A 16987-nucleotide genomic window follows, 5' to 3' on the forward strand; every position below is an offset into this window, starting at 1 on the left:
GGGTAAACGGCGTGCATTCTACCTGCGGTGCAGGGAAATTAACAGGTTCGATTGACAACCTGCGAAACCCTGGCCGCCGATGTCAGCGTCGTTTCTTATAATATTTCATTAAGTATGTTGTAACTAAAGTGAAGGTTTTTTTATATGCTACTGCCCATCAAGTCCACGAATAGGTTTAATGGTCGACCATGCCCGGCAGGATGGACAGTGCCAGTATAAGGTATAGGCGGTAAAACCGCATTTCTGGCAACGATATCGCGGTTTACTGCGCACCTGCTCGCCAACCATATCGCGTAGTACCATCAAACTTTCTTTCGCCCGCCCTTCTTCCGCCTCGTTGAGATGGTAATCCATCAGCTTATGGAATACCCGCATGGTGGGATGTCGCTGTAGCTGACGAGTGATATAGATTTGGGCTGCGTCACTACCTTCGCGCGCTTCCAGAATATCGGCAAGCATTAACTCAGCGCCAGCACCAGTATTCTCCTCAACGGCGCGACGTAAAAACTCCGCCCACTCGGCATTTTTACCGAGCTGTTGATAGCAGGTCTGCAACATTTCCAGCGTTTCGCTGACCAGCTCTTTATCCTGGACGATAACACGTTGCAGGCTTTCGACCGCTTTGGCGTAATCCCCTCTCGCCATATAGACGCGCCCCATCATGATAGACACCCGGGCGCTATTTTTATCTGCGGCGGCACCTTTTTTCAGCAACGCCATCGCGCGATCCATGTCGTCGTTGCCCATCTGCTGTAAAGCTAACTCACAGTAAAAGTGGGCGATTTCGATACGCTGTTTATCTTTGCCCAGTTTCACCAGCCGTTCTGCTACTTCGATCGCCTTTTGCCAGTCGCTGGTGAGCTGATAGATTTGCAAGAGCTGCTGTAACGCGCCTACGCGAAACTCCGTTTCGTCAGTAAGTTGGTTAAACATATCTTCCGCACGGTCATATAAACCGGCGGCCATATAATCGCGCCCCAGTTGCTGAACGGCCAGTAAACGCTGTTCATAGGTCAATGAAGCGCTTTCCATTAACGTTTGATGAATACGAATGGCGCGATCGACTTCGCCGCGAGAGCGAAACAAATTACCGAGGGTGAGATGAGCCTCAACGGTGCCGGTATCCTCTTTAAGCATATCGAGGAACAGATCCACCGCTTTATCTTGTTGGTTACTCAGCAGGAAGTTAACCCCTGCGACATAATCGCGCGACAGGCGGTTAGCTTCATCCTGTTTTGTTTGTTGCGCACTTCTGCGACCCATATACCACCCATAGGCAGCGGCTACAGGCAACAGCAGAAATAACAACTCCAACATATATGATTATTCCTTTACAACCGACGAATCGGCAGTGACCGCAACGTCGGTTGCTGGCGAGAGCTTGTTTTCCAGTCGTTTAATTTTGCGTTCAGCGCGGGCAAGGGAAACGCGGACCCGCAGCCAGAACAGGCCGCAAATCAGCCAGCCAATCGCAAAACCGGCGGCGAATAGCACAGCAAGTAACGTGGAGATACGATACTCCCCTTGCGCCAGCAGGTAGTTAAACGTCACCTGTTGATCATTCTGCGCGCCCAGTGTCACTGAAATAACAAAAATCGCCAATACCAGTAAGAAAATGAGTAGATATTTCACATTACTTCCCGTTATGTGGTTTGCGCGAATAAATCGTATCCAACTTACCGCATCCAGCCTTCTAAATTACCATTTTCACGCCTCGCGCGAAATGGAAAAGCGCCCGCCATCAGATGATTTAAGGACAATTGACAGAAAATCAACCGTTGTTAGCGTTCCTGCTCCCGTTCAGCAATTTCTTGCGCTTCTTCACGAGGCGGCGTAAGCGGCCCGCAAATTCGCTGCGCCAGCCAGGTCGCCAGGGTAACTAATAACCAGGAGATGAGCGTGGCGACCACTAAATCTCGTGGCCAGTGCATTCCCAGAAGCAAACGGCTGCCCATTACACCGGTCGCCCAGACTAACAAAAACGCGATGGTGAAAGTACGTCTGCGCGGCCATAACAGACCAACGGCTAAAAGCGCCCAGCTCGCTGCAAACATGGTGTGTCCGGAGGGAAACGCAAAGCCCGTCTCTTTTTGCCAGTGCTGACGCAGGAAAACCGGGATGTTCTGTTGCCCGGCCAACTGCTCTTTCACTAAATATCCGCGCTCTGTACGCTTTAAAGTGTAGAACTCATCGACGGGAATATGGTGCGTTTTTTCAAGCCAGACCACAAATGGCCGTGGCTCCTGTACGCGTTCTTTTACCCATGACTTCACGCCCTGCCCGACGATAATCGCCCCGCCGAGGATCGCAAACAGCATAATGGCGGCGCGCAGGCGAAATCGCAGGCACCATAAGAACCATCCACAAAGAATTACATGCGTGATAACGCCCCAGGGTTGGGTCACGGTTTCCGTTATCCAGAATAGCGTTTTTAGCCACCAGATCTGATGTCCTGGCTGCCACTGCCAGCCTGATCCCCATACGGCGAGCGGCATGATAAGCAACAGTGCGGCGCCTGCCGCAGTGCGCCTCGCAATTGAAAGCATGGATGCTCCTTTTATAAGTAAGTATCACAATCATAACTGAAAATTCTCGCCGGACTGGAAAATTGACAAATTTGTGCCATTCCTGAGCAATTACGTGGTAGTGATTAGGTGATGTCCGCCGCCTTATGGCAAAATAGTGGGATACAGGCCAACAGGCGACGACACCGCAGGCGTCAGCATAATCTGGAGAAATACATGCAGCTTAAACGTGTGGCAGAAGCCAAACTGCCAACCCCATTGGGTGACTTTCTGATGGTGGGATTTGAAGAACTGGCAACCGGACACGACCATGCCGCGCTGGTTTTTGGCGATATTTCAGGTAAAACGCCGGTACTGGCTCGCGTTCATTCCGAATGTCTTACCGGGGACGCGCTTTTTAGTCTGCGTTGTGATTGTGGTTTTCAACTGGAAGCCGCGCTGACGCATATTGCGGAAGAAGGACGCGGTATTCTGATTTATCACCGCCAGGAAGGCCGCAATATCGGCCTGCTTAATAAAATTCGTGCGTATGCGTTACAGGATCAAGGCTATGACACAGTGGAGGCCAATCATCAGCTCGGTTTTGCCGCCGATGAGCGTGATTTCACCCTGTGCGCGGATATGTTCAAATTACTGGGCGTGGATGAAGTTCGCCTGCTGACCAATAATCCGAAGAAAGTCGAAATACTGACCGAAGCGGGAATTAATATCGTTGAACGCGTTCCGCTCATTGTGGGCCGTAATCCTAATAACGAGCATTATCTGGATACTAAAGCCGCCAAAATGGGCCACCTGCTAAGTAAGTAAACCTCCGTTTATTAAAGCGCGGGCCTGCCTGTTCACGGCAGGCCCGATAAACGGCCTTAGTTCAGCATATTTCTTATAACATAGTGCAATATGCCGTCATTCTGGTAGTAAGTAAGCTCGGTTGCGGTATCAATGCGACAGCGGCATGGCACCGTTTCTTTACTACCGTCCGGTCTCGTTAACGTCACCGGAATGGTCGCGCCAGGGCGCAGGTTTTGCAGATCCGCGATATCAATCACCTCTTCCCCGGTCAGTCCCAGCGTTTTACGCGTTACGCCCTGTGGAAACTCCAGCGGCAGAATCCCCATCCCAATCAGGTTTGAGCGGTGGATACGTTCGAACGACTCGGCGATCACGACGCGGATACCTAACAGCCGCGGACCTTTTGCCGCCCAGTCACGGCTCGATCCCGACCCATACTCTTTCCCGGCAATCACCGCCAGCGGCGTTTTTTCCTGCTGGTAAAGCATCGCAGCGTCATAAATCGACATCGCTTCCGTACCCGGCAAATGCCGCGTCATCCCACCTTCGACGCCAGGCAGCATTTCGTTGCGAATACGAATATTGGCGAACGTGCCGCGCATCATCACTTCATGGTTGCCGCGCCGTGAGCCATAGGAGTTAAAATCCTTCCGCTCAACGCCGTGGTTTTGCAGATAACGTCCGGCGGGACTGTCCGGCTTGATGCTGCCGGCCGGAGAAATATGATCGGTCGTCACCGAATCCCCCAGCATCGCCAGGATACGCGCACCATGGATATCTTTGACGGGCGCAGGCTGGGCTTGCATCTCATCAAAGAAAGGCGACAGGCGAATATAGGTTGAATCCGATTGCCAGCCGTAGGTATCGGACGATTCAACCTGAATCGATTTCCATTCTTCCGTGCCCTCAAACACTTCCGCATACTCTTTACGGAACATATCCGATGACACCAGTTCAACGGCACGGGCAATTTCCTGCGCCGAAGGCCAGATATCCTTCAGGTATACCGGATCGCCTTTACGATCGTACCCCAGCGGATCTGTCGCGAGGTTAATGTTCATGTTTCCGGCCAGCGCATACGCTACAACCAGCGGCGGCGACGCCAGCCAGTTCGTTTTCACCAACGGATGGATACGCCCTTCAAAATTTCGGTTACCGGAAAGCACGGCTCCTACTGTCAGATCGCCTTTTTTAATCGCGGTCTCGATAGGCTCCGGCAACGGGCCGGAGTTACCGATACAGGTCGTACAGCCGTAACCGACCAGGTTAAAACCGAGTTCATCCAGATAAGGCGTAAGTTTGGCCTGCGCCAGATAGTCAGACACCACTTTTGAACCCGGCGCCAGAGAAGCCTTGACCCACGGTTGACGCTTCAACCCCAGCGTTACTGCCTTTTTCGCCAGTAATCCTGCCGCCATCAGCACACTGGGATTCGAGGTGTTCGTACAGGAGGTGATTGCGGCAATGACGACAGCGCCATCCGGAAGCTGATATGGCTGTCCGTTCATCGTATAGTCAACCGGCTGGCGATCTTTTTGCGCGGTATTCAGTTCCAGCTCAGCGCTGGCAGCAAAGGCTTTCGGCACATCGCCTAACGCCACACGATCCTGCGGGCGTTTCGGCCCGGCCAGACTGGCCTCGACATCGCCCATATCCAGTTCCAGCGTACTGGTAAATACCGGTTCATCACCGGGATTACGCCACATTCCCTGCGCCTTCGCGTAGGTTTCAACCAGCTCGACCAGATCGTCGCTACGTCCGCTTAATCGCATATATTCCAGGGTGATGGCGTCAATTGGGAAGAAACCACAGGTTGCGCCATATTCCGGCGACATATTAGCGATGGTCGCGCGGTCCGCCAACGGCAGTGAATCCAGACCATCGCCATAGAATTCAACAAATTTACCCACTACGCCATGCTTACGCAGCATTTGCGTGACGGTTAGCACCAGGTCAGTGGCGGTGATCCCCTCCCGGAGTTTACCGGTTAACTTAAAACCGACGACATCCGGGATAAGCATCGACACGGGCTGACCAAGCATCGCCGCTTCCGCTTCGATACCGCCCACGCCCCACCCCAATACGCCCAGACCATTAATCATAGTCGTATGGGAGTCGGTCCCCACCAGCGAGTCCGGGTAGGCAATCCACTCCCCGTCCTGTAATTCGCTCCAGACAGCTTTGCCCAGGTATTCCAGGTTAACCTGATGGCAAATGCCGGTTCCGGGCGGCACAACGCTGAAACGGCTGAACGCCTGCTGTCCCCATTTCAGGAACATATAACGCTCATGGTTACGTTCCATTTCCAGCCGCACGTTTTCTTCAAACGCATCGTCATCGCCGAAATGATCGACCGTCACAGAATGGTCGATAACCAGATCGACCGGCGATAACGGGTTCACTTTCGCCGTATCGCCGCCGAGGCGTTTAACGGCTTCACGCATCGCCGCCAGGTCGACAACGGCAGGCACGCCGGTAAAGTCCTGCATCAGGACACGGGCGGGCCGCCAGGCGATTTCACGATCGGCATGGGCATTTTTAAGCCAACCAGCCAGCGCCTGAATATCCTCATCAGTCACAGACTCGCCGTCCTGCCAGCGCAACAAGTTTTCCAGTAACACTTTAAGTGATTTGGGCAAACGGGCGATATCGCCCAGGGATTTGGCAGCCAGCGGCAGACTGTAGTAATGATACGTTTTATCTTTGGCCTGCAATGTATCCTTACTGGCTTCTCGTAGGGTTGACGACATAGCTCCTCCTTAAATGACAGGGTTGCGTTACCCTGATTCTCCACAGGGTTGTATTAAAGATAACACAAACAAAATGTAACGTTTTGATAACAACCCAAATTGCTAAAAGAGGAGAAACCTAACAGGCGTGAACCGAACATGAAAAAGCCCGATAAATAACGCATTATCGGGCTTCGGCGAGATTAGACGGCAATCCAGATTAACTCAGCCCAGAACAGTAGCGATAACATAAACGCGCCAGTCCATGACCAATACGTTATATTTGACGTTAACATAGGCGACACCAACTGTGTTTAATCAATACTGAGAGGCGCTCAGCACACGGTTGCTGCGGTGTAATAAGACAGCGTTAATAAAAACAGTAACGCCAATAAAAAGACGGATATTATTTTTGTGGTTCATCGTCAGCAAAAGCATCAATAAATGCCCGCTGCTGCGGCGTGAGCGTCCAGTTTTGCGGAACAGACCGGAAAACGGTCGTATTCGGTGTTTTATCATCGTCACGAGGTTGAATCGGGGACGCGACGACGTGCTCGTGTTCCGATGTACTGCTCACTTAGCCCCACCAATGCCAGATAACAAGCGCTACCACTACCCAGAACAACGCAGAACCCACAAAAACCGCCAGCCATGCTTTACGTTTGAGCTCAGGGTCGCGGTGCGGTTCCTGGTTTTCAGAAGGCATTACTAACCTCATGCTATCGGTATCACTTATCATTTTAGCACCAAACAATCGGTACAATTAATCATCAGATGAGACAAATCCTAAATAAACTTTAGTCAAAAATCCAGTCAATTTACGAATCGTTTCCAGTGAATAAATCAATCTTTTGACTCAAGATAACTATTTGGAAAAAGAAATTTGCGGGGCGGGTAATTCAGCACTATTTTGCTGAGAATTACCCGCAATACTTCGAGGGATATTTCAAAAGACGTCTTTGGCTGGCATGCAAATACAACGCAAACCGACGGTGCCATTACTTTTCAGGCAGCTTTATATCCTGAAACATCGCTTCAATTTCTTCATTAGAACGCAACGCCACCGCCGTATCCACCACGTCACGCGTCAGATGTGGCGCAAAACGCTGAATAAAATCATACATATAGCTGCGTAAAAAAGTACTACGGCGAAAACCGATTTTCGTGGTGCTGTGGCTAAAAATATCGTGCGCGTCAACCCGCACTAAATCGGGATCGGCAAGCGGATCTACCGCCATGCTGGCAATGACGCCAACGCCCAGCCCCAACCTGACATATGTTTTAATCACATCCGCATCGGTCGCGGTAAAGACGATCCGCGGCGTTAACCCGGCGCGATTAAAGGCGGTATCCAGTTCGGAGCGTCCGGTAAAGCCAAAGGTATACGTCACCAGCGGATACTGCGCCAGCTCTTCAATCGTTACGGAAGGCTTTGCCGCCAATGGATGATCCGGCGTCACCACTATCGAACGGTTCCAGTGATAGCAAGGCAACATCACCAGATCGTCATACAAATGCAGCGCTTCTGTAGCAATCGCGAAATCGGCGTTCCCTTTCGATACCGCTTCCGCAATCTGCGTTGGCGACCCCTGATGCATATGCAGCGAAACGCGCGGGTAACGCTCGATAAAGCCTTTAATCACACCTGGCAATGCGTAACGCGCCTGAGTGTGGGTAGTCGCAATATAGAGCGAGCCTTTATCCGGCCAGGTGTGCTCACCTGCGACCGACTTAATGGCATCAACTTTGGAGAGCACCTCACGCGCAATACGGATAATCTCCTGGCCTGCGGGCGTCACCTGAGTCAGATGTTTACCACTGCGGGCGAAAATCTGAATGCCAAGCTCATCTTCCAGCATCCGAACCTGCTTGCTGATCCCCGGCTGGGAAGTATACAGCCCCTCAGCGGTAGAGGAGACGTTAAGGTTATGATTAACCACTTCAACAATGTAGCGAAGCTGCTGCAATTTCATAATACATCATCCAGATTAGCGCCATCAGACCATCGTTTATCCGCAGGCTTCATTGAGCTGCTAATACGATTTAATAATAAAAAAGATGTTAACTATAACCACTATATCATTTATATCTGAACTGTATAGCAGGCGCGATAAAATAATAAGGGTGCTATAAAAAAGGGCCGCTTACGCGGCCCGGTTTACTATTGTGGCGACAGACAGGGGTTATTTCTTGCCTTCAACCCACTTGCCGTCGACGAAGAACGCTGACCATCCTGTCGCTTTCCCCTCTTTTTCCGCCGCAACGTACTGCTGTTTTGTTTTGCGGCTAAAGCGAACAACGGTTTTATTGCCTTCCGGGTCCTGCTGCGGCGCATCCGCCAGATAACGCAGTTTTTCCGGCAGGCGATCGCGGAACCGGTAAAGCTCCTCGACTAACGGCGCGCGCGTTTCGCGTGATTTCGGGAAGGTATTGGCCGCCAGGAATATCCCTGCCGCGCCGTCGCGCAGCACAAAGTACGCGTCCGATTTTTCACACGGCAGTTCCGGCAATGGGACTGGATCTTCCTTCGGCGGCGCAACTTCGCCATTACGCAAGATCTTACGGGTATTTTTACACTCGTCGTTAGTGCAGGCCATGTACTTACCAAAACGCCCCATTTTCAGGTGCATTTCGGAGCCACATTTCTCACACTCAACGATCGGACCGTCATACCCTTTGATGCGGAACTCGCCTTCTTCAATCTCGTAGCCGTCACAGGTTGGGTTATTACCACACACATGCAACTTACGCTTCGGATCGATCAGATAGCTGTCCATCGCCGTACCGCACTTCTGACAGCGACGCTTGGCGCGCAAGGCGTTGGTTTCGGCGTCGTCGCCCTCCAGCACGTTCAGAACTTCATTTTCCGGCACCAGATTAATGGTCGTTTTACAGCGCTCTTTCGGCGAAAGCGCATAACCTGAACAACCGAGGAAGACCCCCGTACTGGCAGTACGAATTCCCATTTTACGGCCACAGGTTGGACAGTCGATGCTGGTCAGTACCATCTGGTTAGGACGCATCCCCCCTTCTTCCGGATCTTTCTCAGCTTTATCAAGCTGATGAGTAAAATCGCTGAAGAAGTTATCCAGCACCGCTTTCCATTCGGCCTGGTGATTCGCAACCTGATCCAGGCTATCTTCCATCTGCGCGGTAAAATCGTAGTTCATCAATTCGCGGAAGTTTTCTTCCAGCCGATCGGTGACGATTTCACCCATTTTTTCCGCATAGAAACGACGGTTCTCAACGCGAACATAGCCGCGATCCTGAATAGTCGAGATGATCGACGCATAGGTAGACGGACGACCAATACCACGCTTTTCAAGCTCTTTAACCAGCGAAGCCTCGCTAAAACGGGCTGGCGGTTTAGTGAAGTGCTGAGCAGGCGTCAGTTCAAGTAGCGTCAGCGCATCGCCCTTATTCACGGCAGGCAATGTGCGATCTTCATCGCCTTTACGCAGCGCCGGCATCACTTTTGTCCAGCCGTCAAAGCGCAAAATACGCCCGCGCGCTTTCAGACGGAACTCGCCCGCACCAACGGTAAGCGTAGTAGAGTCATATTGCGCTGGCGTCATCTGACAGGCGACAAACTGACGCCAAATCAGTTGATACAACTTCTGCGCGTCAGTCTCCATGTCTTTCAGCGACTCCGCCATGACAGCAACGTCGGAAGGACGGATCGCTTCGTGCGCTTCCTGTGAATTCTCTTTACTGGCGTACTGGTTCGGGTTATCCGGCAGGTATTTCTTACCGAAATTATCGCCGATGTAGCCGCGCACCATATTGACCGCATCCTGACTCAGGTTGGTGGAATCAGTACGCATATAGGTGATGTAGCCCGCCTCATACAGACGCTGCGCCATCATCATGGTTTTCTTCACGCCAAAGCCCAGCCGGGTACTGGCCGCCTGTTGTAGCGTTGAGGTGATAAACGGCGCGCCAGGCTTGCTGCTGGTCGGTTTATCTTCACGCTCCAGTACGCTATAGCGCGCTTTTTCCAGCAGGCTGACGGCGGCAAGCGTCTGTTCGCGATTTACCGGACGGAATGGCTTGTCGTTCTGATGCGTCACCTGTAGCGGTAGCGCCTCGCCAGACGGCGTCGATGTATTGGCGTCAATTTCCCAGAACTCTTCCGGAACAAACGCTTTAATCTCGCGCTCGCGCTCAACGACCAGACGGACCGCGACAGACTGAACGCGACCTGCCGACAAACCACGGGCGATCTTTTTCCACAGCAATGGCGAGACCATATAGCCTACCACGCGGTCCATAAAGCGGCGCGCTTGCTGAGCGTTAACCCTGTTAATGTTCAGCTCGCCTGGTTGTTCGAACGCCTGGCGAATGGCATTTTTGGTTATTTCGTTAAAGACTACGCGACTGTAGCGCGCGTCATCGCCGCCGATCACTTCCCGCAGGTGCCATGCAATAGCTTCCCCTTCGCGGTCAAGGTCGGTTGCGAGATAGATGTGGTCGGCTTTTTCCGCCAACTGTTTCAGTTCAGAGACGACCTTCTCTTTACCAGGCAGCACTTCATAGTGCGCATCCCAGTTGTGCCACGGGTCAACCCCCATACGGTTGACGAGAGCGCCACGTTCATCCTTTTTGGGCTTTTTAGCCGTTTTGGTGGAGGTAGAGTCGGCGCTCTTTTTAGCTGCTGAGCCACTGGTCGGCAAATCACGGATATGACCCACGCTGGATTTCACCACGTAGTCATTACCCAGATACTTGTTGATCGTTTTGGCTTTTGCCGGGGACTCAACGATGACAAGAGCTTTACCCATATTCACCTTTACCTAAGTTGATTCTTCCAGGAATGCGTCGCACGTTGATTCACCTTCCACTGGCGACGAGACAACGATATATGGTCTCTACGTCTGCGGATATCAACCCCTTGTACTGGCTTTGTGTACGAAATGTAATACTCAGGTGACTGAGTTAACAGGCTTTTTTGCACACACGCGCTATAGCACGACGGAATTTTGGTCGAATGTCAAGCAATTCTGTTGCCAGATTGACGAAAGCGTCACACTGTACCTGATAAAATTCGATACGCAACTTTATTAGCATGCAAAAACAAATCTTGCCAGTGAACGCAACATGGCAAATCCACCAATTTCCTACAAGAATATTTGCCCATCAGAAGTGCTCAGCGTAGACTAATCTCCTTGTTTAAGGAGTAAAAAATGCATAAAGAGACGCAACCTATCGATCGCGAAACACTGTTGCTTGAAGCCAACAAAATTATTCGGGAACATGAAGACACGATGGCAGGTATTGTCGCCACCGGCGTGACGCAGAGAAATGGCGTGCTGGTTTTCAGCGGCGATTACTTTTTAGACGAGCAAGGATTACCAACCCCTAAAAGCACTGCGGTGTTTAACATGTTTAAACACCTGGCGCATGTGCTGTCTGAGAAGTATCACCTGATTGATTAATCCGTGCCGGATGGCGCTGAATGCCATCCGGCAATAGCCGTTTACATCAACGGCTTTTGTCCACGCTGCCACCAGCGCAGCAGAAGCCGATCCGCGCTTTCCGCCGCGCTGCCGGTAACACGATCGATCAGTTTTTTACGCTGCATATAGCGCACATTTAGCACCTCGCACCCTTCCATCAGACCGAGGATAATCTCATCGCTGGTGTTAATCTCATCAACCAGCCCCTTCTCCAGCGCCTGCTGACCGTACCAGTGTTCGCCCGTGGCGACCTGTTCAATGTCCAGAGTCGGACGCATCCGCTGCACAAAATCTTTGAACAGATGGTGCGTTTCGTTGAGATCTTCACGAAACTTCTGCCGCCCTTCTTCCGTATTCTCGCCTAACAATGTCAGGGTACGTTTGTACTGTCCTGCGGTATGCAGTTCAATATCAATGTCTTTACTTTTGAGAAAGCGGTTAAAGTTTGGGATTTGCGCGACAACACCAATTGATCCCACAATAGCGAACGGCGCCGCGACAATCTTCTCCGCCACGCAGGCCATCATGTAGCCTCCGCTTGCCGCGACTTTATCCACCGTCACGGTCAGCGGAATATTTTTATCGCGCAGGCGCTGCAATTGCGATGCCGCCAGGCCATAGCCGTGCACAACGCCGCCGGGACTTTCCAGACGCACCACCGCCCGATCGCCTGGTTGCGCCACTGCCAGCACCGCCGTGACCTCTTCGCGCAACGCATTAACTTCGTGAGCGTCCATACTGCCTTTGAAATCTATCACCCATACGCGCGGTTTGTCCGATGTCGCAATGTCCCCCAGCTTCGCTTTTGCTTTGGCGGCTTTCGCCTCCTGCTTATGCTTTTTTTTCTGCGCCTTATGCCACAGTTTTTGTTGATGGCTATCCATCAATGCCGCAGCGAGGTCATCCTTCATCTCCTGATACTGCTCGCTCAAATTGGTCACGCGCAGCTCGCCGCGCTGACGTTTGCGTTGCGTAGCGTTCACGATCAGCAGCACAATGACCGCAATAGCCACCACAACGGTGACGATTTTTGCCAAAAATAAGCCATATTCAGACAACAATTCCACGACTCCCACCTTGATTAAATAACGCGACTTGCGCTCAGTGTACAACAGGCATCGAAGTCAGTCTCTCTTCATCCGTATGCCTGTTGAGGAAGAAAAAGTATGACAAGGTGTTCATTTTACGGCGTTATCGCCCCTGGCTGATTGAAAAAAGAGGCGCTTTCAGGCATAAACCCGAAAAGTTAACGCGAAGCTAAGACAACCTGGCAGGACGGTTCACCACGCCGTTGAGGAGTAGCCATGCATTACCAACCGAAACAAGATCTATTGCAAAACCGCATTATTTTGATCACTGGCGCCAGCGACGGCATTGGGCGGGAAGCCGCGCTCACGTATGCGCGTTACGGCGCAACGGTGATTCTCCTGGGACGCAACGAAGAGAAATTGCGTCGGGTCGCGCAGCACATTGCCGACGCGCAACATGTTCAACCACAATGGCTTACGCTCGATCTGCTGACCTGCACCGCTGAAGAGTGCCGACAAGTAGCCGACCGCATCGCCGCCCACTACCCCCGCCTGGATGGCGTCCTGCATAATGCCGGGCTACTGGGGGAAATCTGTCCAATGAGCGAACAAGATCCGCAGGTCTGGCAGGATGTCATGCAGGTAAACGTTAACGCCACCTTTATGCTCACCCAGGCGCTGTTACCGTTATTACTGAAATCCGATGCCGGCTCGCTGGTCTTTACGTCGTCAAGCGTTGGTCGTCAGGGGCGCGCCAACTGGGGTGCCTATGCCACCTCGAAGTTTGCCACTGAAGGAATGATGCAGGTGCTGGCGGACGAATATCAAAACCGTTCTCTGCGCGTTAACTGCATTAACCCGGGCGGCACGCGCACCAGTATGCGCGCCAGCGCCTTTCCGACGGAAGATCCACAGAAATTAAAAACGCCTGCCGATATTATGCCGCTTTACCTGTGGCTCATGGGCGACGACAGTCGCCGTAAGACCGGTATGACCTTTGACGCCCAGCCGGGCCGTAAACCAGGAATCGCCCAATGAGTAATGAACGCTATCAGCAGCGCCAGCAGAAGGTAAAAGATCGAGTTGATACCCGTGTCGCCCAGGCACAGGAAGAACGCGGTATTATTATCGTGTTTACCGGCAATGGTAAGGGTAAAACCACGGCCGCTTTCGGGACTGCCGCCCGCGCCGTAGGGCACGGTAAAAAGGTGGGCGTGGTGCAATTTATTAAGGGCACCTGGCCCAACGGCGAGCGTAATCTACTGGAACCGCACGGTGTCGAATTTCAGGTAATGGCGACGGGATTTACCTGGGAGACACAAAATCGCGAGGCAGACACCACAGCATGTATGGCCGTTTGGCAGCATGGGAAACGGATGCTGGCCGATCCGCAGCTTGATATGGTGGTACTGGATGAGCTGACCTATATGGTGGCGTATGACTATTTGCCGCTGGAAGAGGTCATAAGCGCGCTAAACGCGCGCCCTGGTCACCAGACGGTGATTATTACAGGTCGCGGCTGTCACCGGGATATTCTTGATCTTGCGGATACCGTCAGCGAACTGCGTCCGGTTAAACATGCTTTTGACGCGGGCGTAAAAGCCCAGATGGGAATTGATTATTAACCGTAGGCCGGATTAAGGCGTTTGCGCCGCCATCCGGCACAAACCCTCTTGTCTGATGATTCTCGGCCTATAAACCACGGTAGAGATTACCCGTTGTTATTACGCCCACCGGAGCGGCGTCCGCCAGCTATCTGGCTGTGGCGTTTTACCGCCCGACGGATCTGGTTCGCTTTCATACGACGACGGTCTTTTTCGACGGCAACCTTCGACGAGGTTTCCGGCGGGAGCTCTACCAGACCACGCAGATAGTTCGTTTGCGCGAGGTCAAGCTCAGTCCAGCCACCGCGCGGCAGGCCTTTCGGCAGCGGGATATCGCCGTAACGAACGCGGATCAAACGGCTGACCTGAACGCCTACCGCTTCCCACAGTCGGCGAACTTCGCGGTTGCGCCCTTCCGTCAGCGTCACGTTATACCACTGGTTAATGCCTTCGCCGCCGCTGAATTTGATGGTCTTAAATGCCGCCGGACCATCTTCCAACTGTACGCCACGGCTTAAATCACGCAGTTTCGATTCATCCACCTGACCGAACACGCGCACGGCATATTCACGTTCAACTTCACGGCTAGGATGCATCAGGCGGTTCGCCAGTTCACCGTCGGTGGTAAACAACAGTAGCCCGCAGGTATTGACATCCAGACGTCCTACCGCAATCCACCGCGCGCCGCGCAGTTTCGGTAAGCGATCAAAAACGGTTGGCCGCCCTTCAGGGTCATTGCGGGTACACAGTTCACCTTCTGGTTTGTAATAGGCCAGAACGCGGCAAATTTGTTCCGCCGACTCTTTCACCGAAATCAGGTGACCGTCGATACGGATTTTCAAACCGGGAGTGACTTCAACGCGATCGCCAAGCGTGGCGATTTTACCGTCAACGCTGACACGTCCCGCTTCAATAATGGATTCGATTTCACGACGAGAGCCGTGGCCGGCGCGCGCCAGCACTTTTTGTAACTTTTCGCTCATAGAGCTTCCTTCAGGTGTCGCCTTCACAGGCGTCGAACAGGAGAATGAACGGCGCGTTGCCGCGCCATTTTAAGGCCGCGTAGTATACAGACTTACGCCCTTATAAGAAAGGTGTAACGTCGCCGACGCCTTCGCGCAGCACCATCGGGGAGTCATTAGTCAAATCGATTACCGTGGTGGGTTGCTGACCGAGGTAGCCACCGTGGATGATCAGATCCACTTGCTTCTCCAACCGATCTTTAATTTCTTCCGGGTCCGACTCGGTAAAGTCGCTGCCCGGAAGCATCAATGACGTCGAGAGCATCGGTTCGCCCAGCGTATCCAGCAGCGCCAGCGCAATCGGATTTGACGGCACGCGCAGGCCGATGGTTTTACGTTTTTCCTGTAACAGACGACGCGGCACCTCTTTTGTCCCCTTCAGAATAAAGGTGTAGTTACCCGGCGTATTGTTCTTAATCAGGCGAAACGCCACGTTATCCACGAATGAATAAGTCGACAGTTCGGACAGATCCCGACACATCAATGTAAAGTTGTGACCATCGGGCAACTGACGAATACGGCAAATGCGCTCCATTGCGCCTTTGTCTTCAATTTTACAACCGAGGGCATAGCCGGAATCGGTTGGATAAACAATAACACCGCCTTTACGCACAATGTCGACGGCCTGATTAATCAGCCGTTGCTGTGGGTTATCCGGATGGATATAAAAAAACTGGCTCATACTTCCCTCACTGTGATATTTGCGGCTGTTCCCATGTCTGCCATACGCCTTCAACGCCAGCGGGCAGCCAGAGTTTACGCCCCAATTCAATCCACGGGCAGGGCTGATGGAAATCAGATCCAAGCGATGCCCATAAATGATGCTGACGCGCAAGCGTCGCCAGTTGGGTGCGTTCATTGGGCGATTGTTGGCACTGCGCCACTTCCATCGCGTCGCCGTGATGGTCGGCAAAATGCGCCACTAATCTTTTCAGCCACTTAGCGCTAAGGTCGTAGCGTCCCGGATGGGCCAACACCGCCTTACCGCCAGAATGATGAATGACATCAATAGCTTGTTCTATTGTACACCACTGCGGCGGAACGTAACCGGTTTTCCCACGCGCGAGATATTTTTTAAAAACATCCGCCATTGTCGCGGCTTTGCCGTACTCCACCAGAAAGCGGGCGAAGTGACCGCGCGTCACCGCGCCGCCATTCGCCAATCTCAATGCCCCTTCCCACGCGCCGGGAATATGGGCTTTTTCCAGACGCTCCGCAATGAGCCGACCGCGCGCCTGACGCCGCTGTGTCTGCTGCGCCAAAAAATCGCACATTGCCGGGTGCGCAATATCAATATTCAGACCCACAATGTGAATCTCATGATTTTCCCAGACCGTTGAAATCTCCACGCCGGGAATAAGATTCAGAGCCAGCCCTGAACGTGAAATTTCTTCTCTTGCCGCAGGAATCGCGGCTGTGGTGTCATGATCGGTAATCGCCAGCGTGCCGACTCGCATCTCTACCGCACGGTGTACTAACGTTTCTGGCGTCAACAGTCCATCGGACGCCGTGGTGTGACTGTGCAGATCGTAAATCACTGCGTAATTCGTGTCGCTCAAGGCGGCTCCCATAGAGATAAAAGGTATGTCGTGTACATCATAACGGTTCCGGCAAATATACTGAAATAGGTGTTGACATTATTCCACCGAACCAGTTAACTAGTACGAAAGTTCACATGAAGAGGGTATCTAAAAATGGCAGCGACATTTGCATTACACGGCTGGTGGCGCACTTCCTGATAGCGGGCGGTGTATGAACAGATGTAATAAGCCAAAAGATACCCGGCCCGCCTGTTAAGCGGGCTTTTTTTTGAACAAAATTAATGAGAACAACC

18 protein-coding genes and 1 other annotated feature are annotated in these 16987 nt (G+C 52.4%); of the genes, 5 read left to right on the top strand and 13 right to left on the bottom strand.

Annotation, left to right across the window (positions count from 1 at the left end; all coding sequences use genetic code 11):
* Positions 1-147 precede the first annotated feature (147 nt).
* The 3 genes from lapB to pgpB all read right to left on the bottom strand — a co-directional run bounded on the left by lapB (position 148) and on the right by pgpB (position 2546).
* Entirely contained in the window at positions 148-1317 is a 1170-nt protein-coding gene (gene lapB, locus F4V72_RS06570) for a lipopolysaccharide assembly protein LapB (protein ID WP_023246679.1), read from the bottom strand.
* Positions 1318-1323: 6 nt separating this feature from the next.
* On the bottom strand, positions 1324-1632 hold the full coding sequence (gene lapA / locus F4V72_RS06575; RefSeq protein WP_000876280.1) for a lipopolysaccharide assembly protein LapA: 309 nt from the start codon (positions 1630-1632) through the stop codon (positions 1324-1326).
* Positions 1633-1781: 149 nt separating this feature from the next.
* Complete coding sequence (pgpB, locus tag F4V72_RS06580; RefSeq protein WP_023246680.1) at positions 1782-2546, bottom strand: phosphatidylglycerophosphatase B; 765 nt, start codon at positions 2544-2546, stop codon at positions 1782-1784.
* A 195-nt stretch (positions 2547-2741) separates the two neighbouring features.
* Here pgpB and ribA point away from each other — a divergent pair, with 195 nt between their 5' ends.
* A complete protein-coding gene (ribA, locus tag F4V72_RS06585) occupies positions 2742-3332 on the top strand; it encodes a GTP cyclohydrolase II (protein WP_001176284.1) in 591 nt (196 codons plus the stop codon).
* A 56-nt stretch (positions 3333-3388) separates the two neighbouring features.
* On the opposite strand, the gene acnA is transcribed toward ribA, so the two are convergent.
* The 6 genes from acnA to topA all read right to left on the bottom strand — a co-directional run bounded on the left by acnA (position 3389) and on the right by topA (position 10824).
* Positions 3389-6064, bottom strand: coding sequence for an aconitate hydratase AcnA (gene acnA / locus F4V72_RS06590; protein WP_023246914.1), 2676 nt, complete (start codon positions 6062-6064; stop codon positions 3389-3391).
* A 182-nt stretch (positions 6065-6246) separates the two neighbouring features.
* A complete protein-coding gene (ymiC, locus tag F4V72_RS24370) occupies positions 6247-6339 on the bottom strand; it encodes a small membrane protein YmiC (RefSeq protein ID WP_232081666.1) in 93 nt (30 codons plus the stop codon).
* A 110-nt stretch (positions 6340-6449) separates the two neighbouring features.
* The gene (locus tag F4V72_RS06595) at positions 6450-6620 is read right to left on the bottom strand and encodes a hypothetical protein (protein ID WP_072158643.1); all 171 of its coding nucleotides are present in this window, start codon (positions 6618-6620) and stop codon (positions 6450-6452) included.
* On the bottom strand, positions 6621-6761 hold the full coding sequence (locus tag F4V72_RS06600) for a YmiA family putative membrane protein (RefSeq protein ID WP_213083627.1): 141 nt from the start codon (positions 6759-6761) through the stop codon (positions 6621-6623).
* 280 nt (positions 6762-7041) lie between these two features.
* The gene (gene cysB / locus F4V72_RS06605) at positions 7042-8016 is read right to left on the bottom strand and encodes an HTH-type transcriptional regulator CysB (protein ID WP_023246916.1); all 975 of its coding nucleotides are present in this window, start codon (positions 8014-8016) and stop codon (positions 7042-7044) included.
* A 210-nt stretch (positions 8017-8226) separates the two neighbouring features.
* Positions 8227-10824 carry a type I DNA topoisomerase gene (gene topA / locus F4V72_RS06610; RefSeq protein WP_023246917.1) on the bottom strand — a complete coding sequence of 866 codons (2598 nt, stop codon included), beginning with the start codon at positions 10822-10824 and terminating at the stop codon, positions 8227-8229.
* Between the two features lie 402 nt (positions 10825-11226).
* Here topA and F4V72_RS06615 point away from each other — a divergent pair, with 402 nt between their 5' ends.
* Complete coding sequence (locus F4V72_RS06615) at positions 11227-11478, top strand: YciN family protein (protein ID WP_000548615.1); 252 nt, start codon at positions 11227-11229, stop codon at positions 11476-11478.
* Positions 11479-11519: 41 nt separating this feature from the next.
* Here the strand turns inward: F4V72_RS06615 and sohB are convergent, their stop codons facing one another.
* Positions 11520-12566: a protease SohB gene (gene sohB / locus F4V72_RS06620; protein ID WP_080070205.1), complete on the bottom strand. Its 1047-nt coding sequence runs from the start codon at positions 12564-12566 to the stop codon at positions 11520-11522.
* Between the two features lie 237 nt (positions 12567-12803).
* On the opposite strand from sohB, the gene F4V72_RS06625 reads away from it, so the two are divergent.
* Together F4V72_RS06625 and cobO are read left to right on the top strand one after the other, a co-directional pair.
* Positions 12804-13565, top strand: a complete 762-nt coding sequence (locus F4V72_RS06625) for a YciK family oxidoreductase (protein WP_053529011.1) — start codon at positions 12804-12806, stop codon at positions 13563-13565.
* A complete protein-coding gene (gene cobO, locus F4V72_RS06630; protein WP_023246920.1) occupies positions 13562-14152 on the top strand; it encodes a cob(I)yrinic acid a,c-diamide adenosyltransferase in 591 nt (196 codons plus the stop codon). The genes F4V72_RS06625 and cobO overlap by 4 nt, the downstream gene beginning before the upstream one ends.
* 86 nt (positions 14153-14238) lie before the next feature.
* On the opposite strand, the gene rluB is transcribed toward cobO, so the two are convergent.
* The 3 genes from rluB to rnm all read right to left on the bottom strand — a co-directional run bounded on the left by rluB (position 14239) and on the right by rnm (position 16724).
* A complete protein-coding gene (gene rluB, locus F4V72_RS06635) occupies positions 14239-15114 on the bottom strand; it encodes a 23S rRNA pseudouridine(2605) synthase RluB (protein ID WP_001291233.1) in 876 nt (291 codons plus the stop codon).
* A gap of 100 nt (positions 15115-15214) precedes the next feature.
* Positions 15215-15835: an L-threonylcarbamoyladenylate synthase gene (locus F4V72_RS06640; RefSeq protein ID WP_023246921.1), complete on the bottom strand. Its 621-nt coding sequence runs from the start codon at positions 15833-15835 to the stop codon at positions 15215-15217.
* A 7-nt stretch (positions 15836-15842) separates the two neighbouring features.
* Positions 15843-16724 (bottom strand): RNase RNM, encoded by an 882-nt coding sequence (gene rnm, locus F4V72_RS06645; RefSeq protein ID WP_023246922.1) that lies wholly within the window; start codon positions 16722-16724, stop codon positions 15843-15845.
* A gap of 123 nt (positions 16725-16847) precedes the next feature.
* On the opposite strand from rnm, the gene trpL reads away from it, so the two are divergent.
* Positions 16848-16892: a trp operon leader peptide gene (gene trpL, locus F4V72_RS06650; RefSeq protein ID WP_010989026.1), complete on the top strand. Its 45-nt coding sequence runs from the start codon at positions 16848-16850 to the stop codon at positions 16890-16892.
* Positions 16869-16964: a sequence feature (Trp leader region), on the top strand. (Overlaps the previous gene by 24 nt.)
* Positions 16965-16987 lie beyond the last annotated feature (23 nt).

This window comes from Salmonella enterica subsp. diarizonae, from assembly GCF_008692785.1.
Lineage (GTDB): Bacteria > Pseudomonadota > Gammaproteobacteria > Enterobacterales > Enterobacteriaceae > Salmonella > Salmonella diarizonae.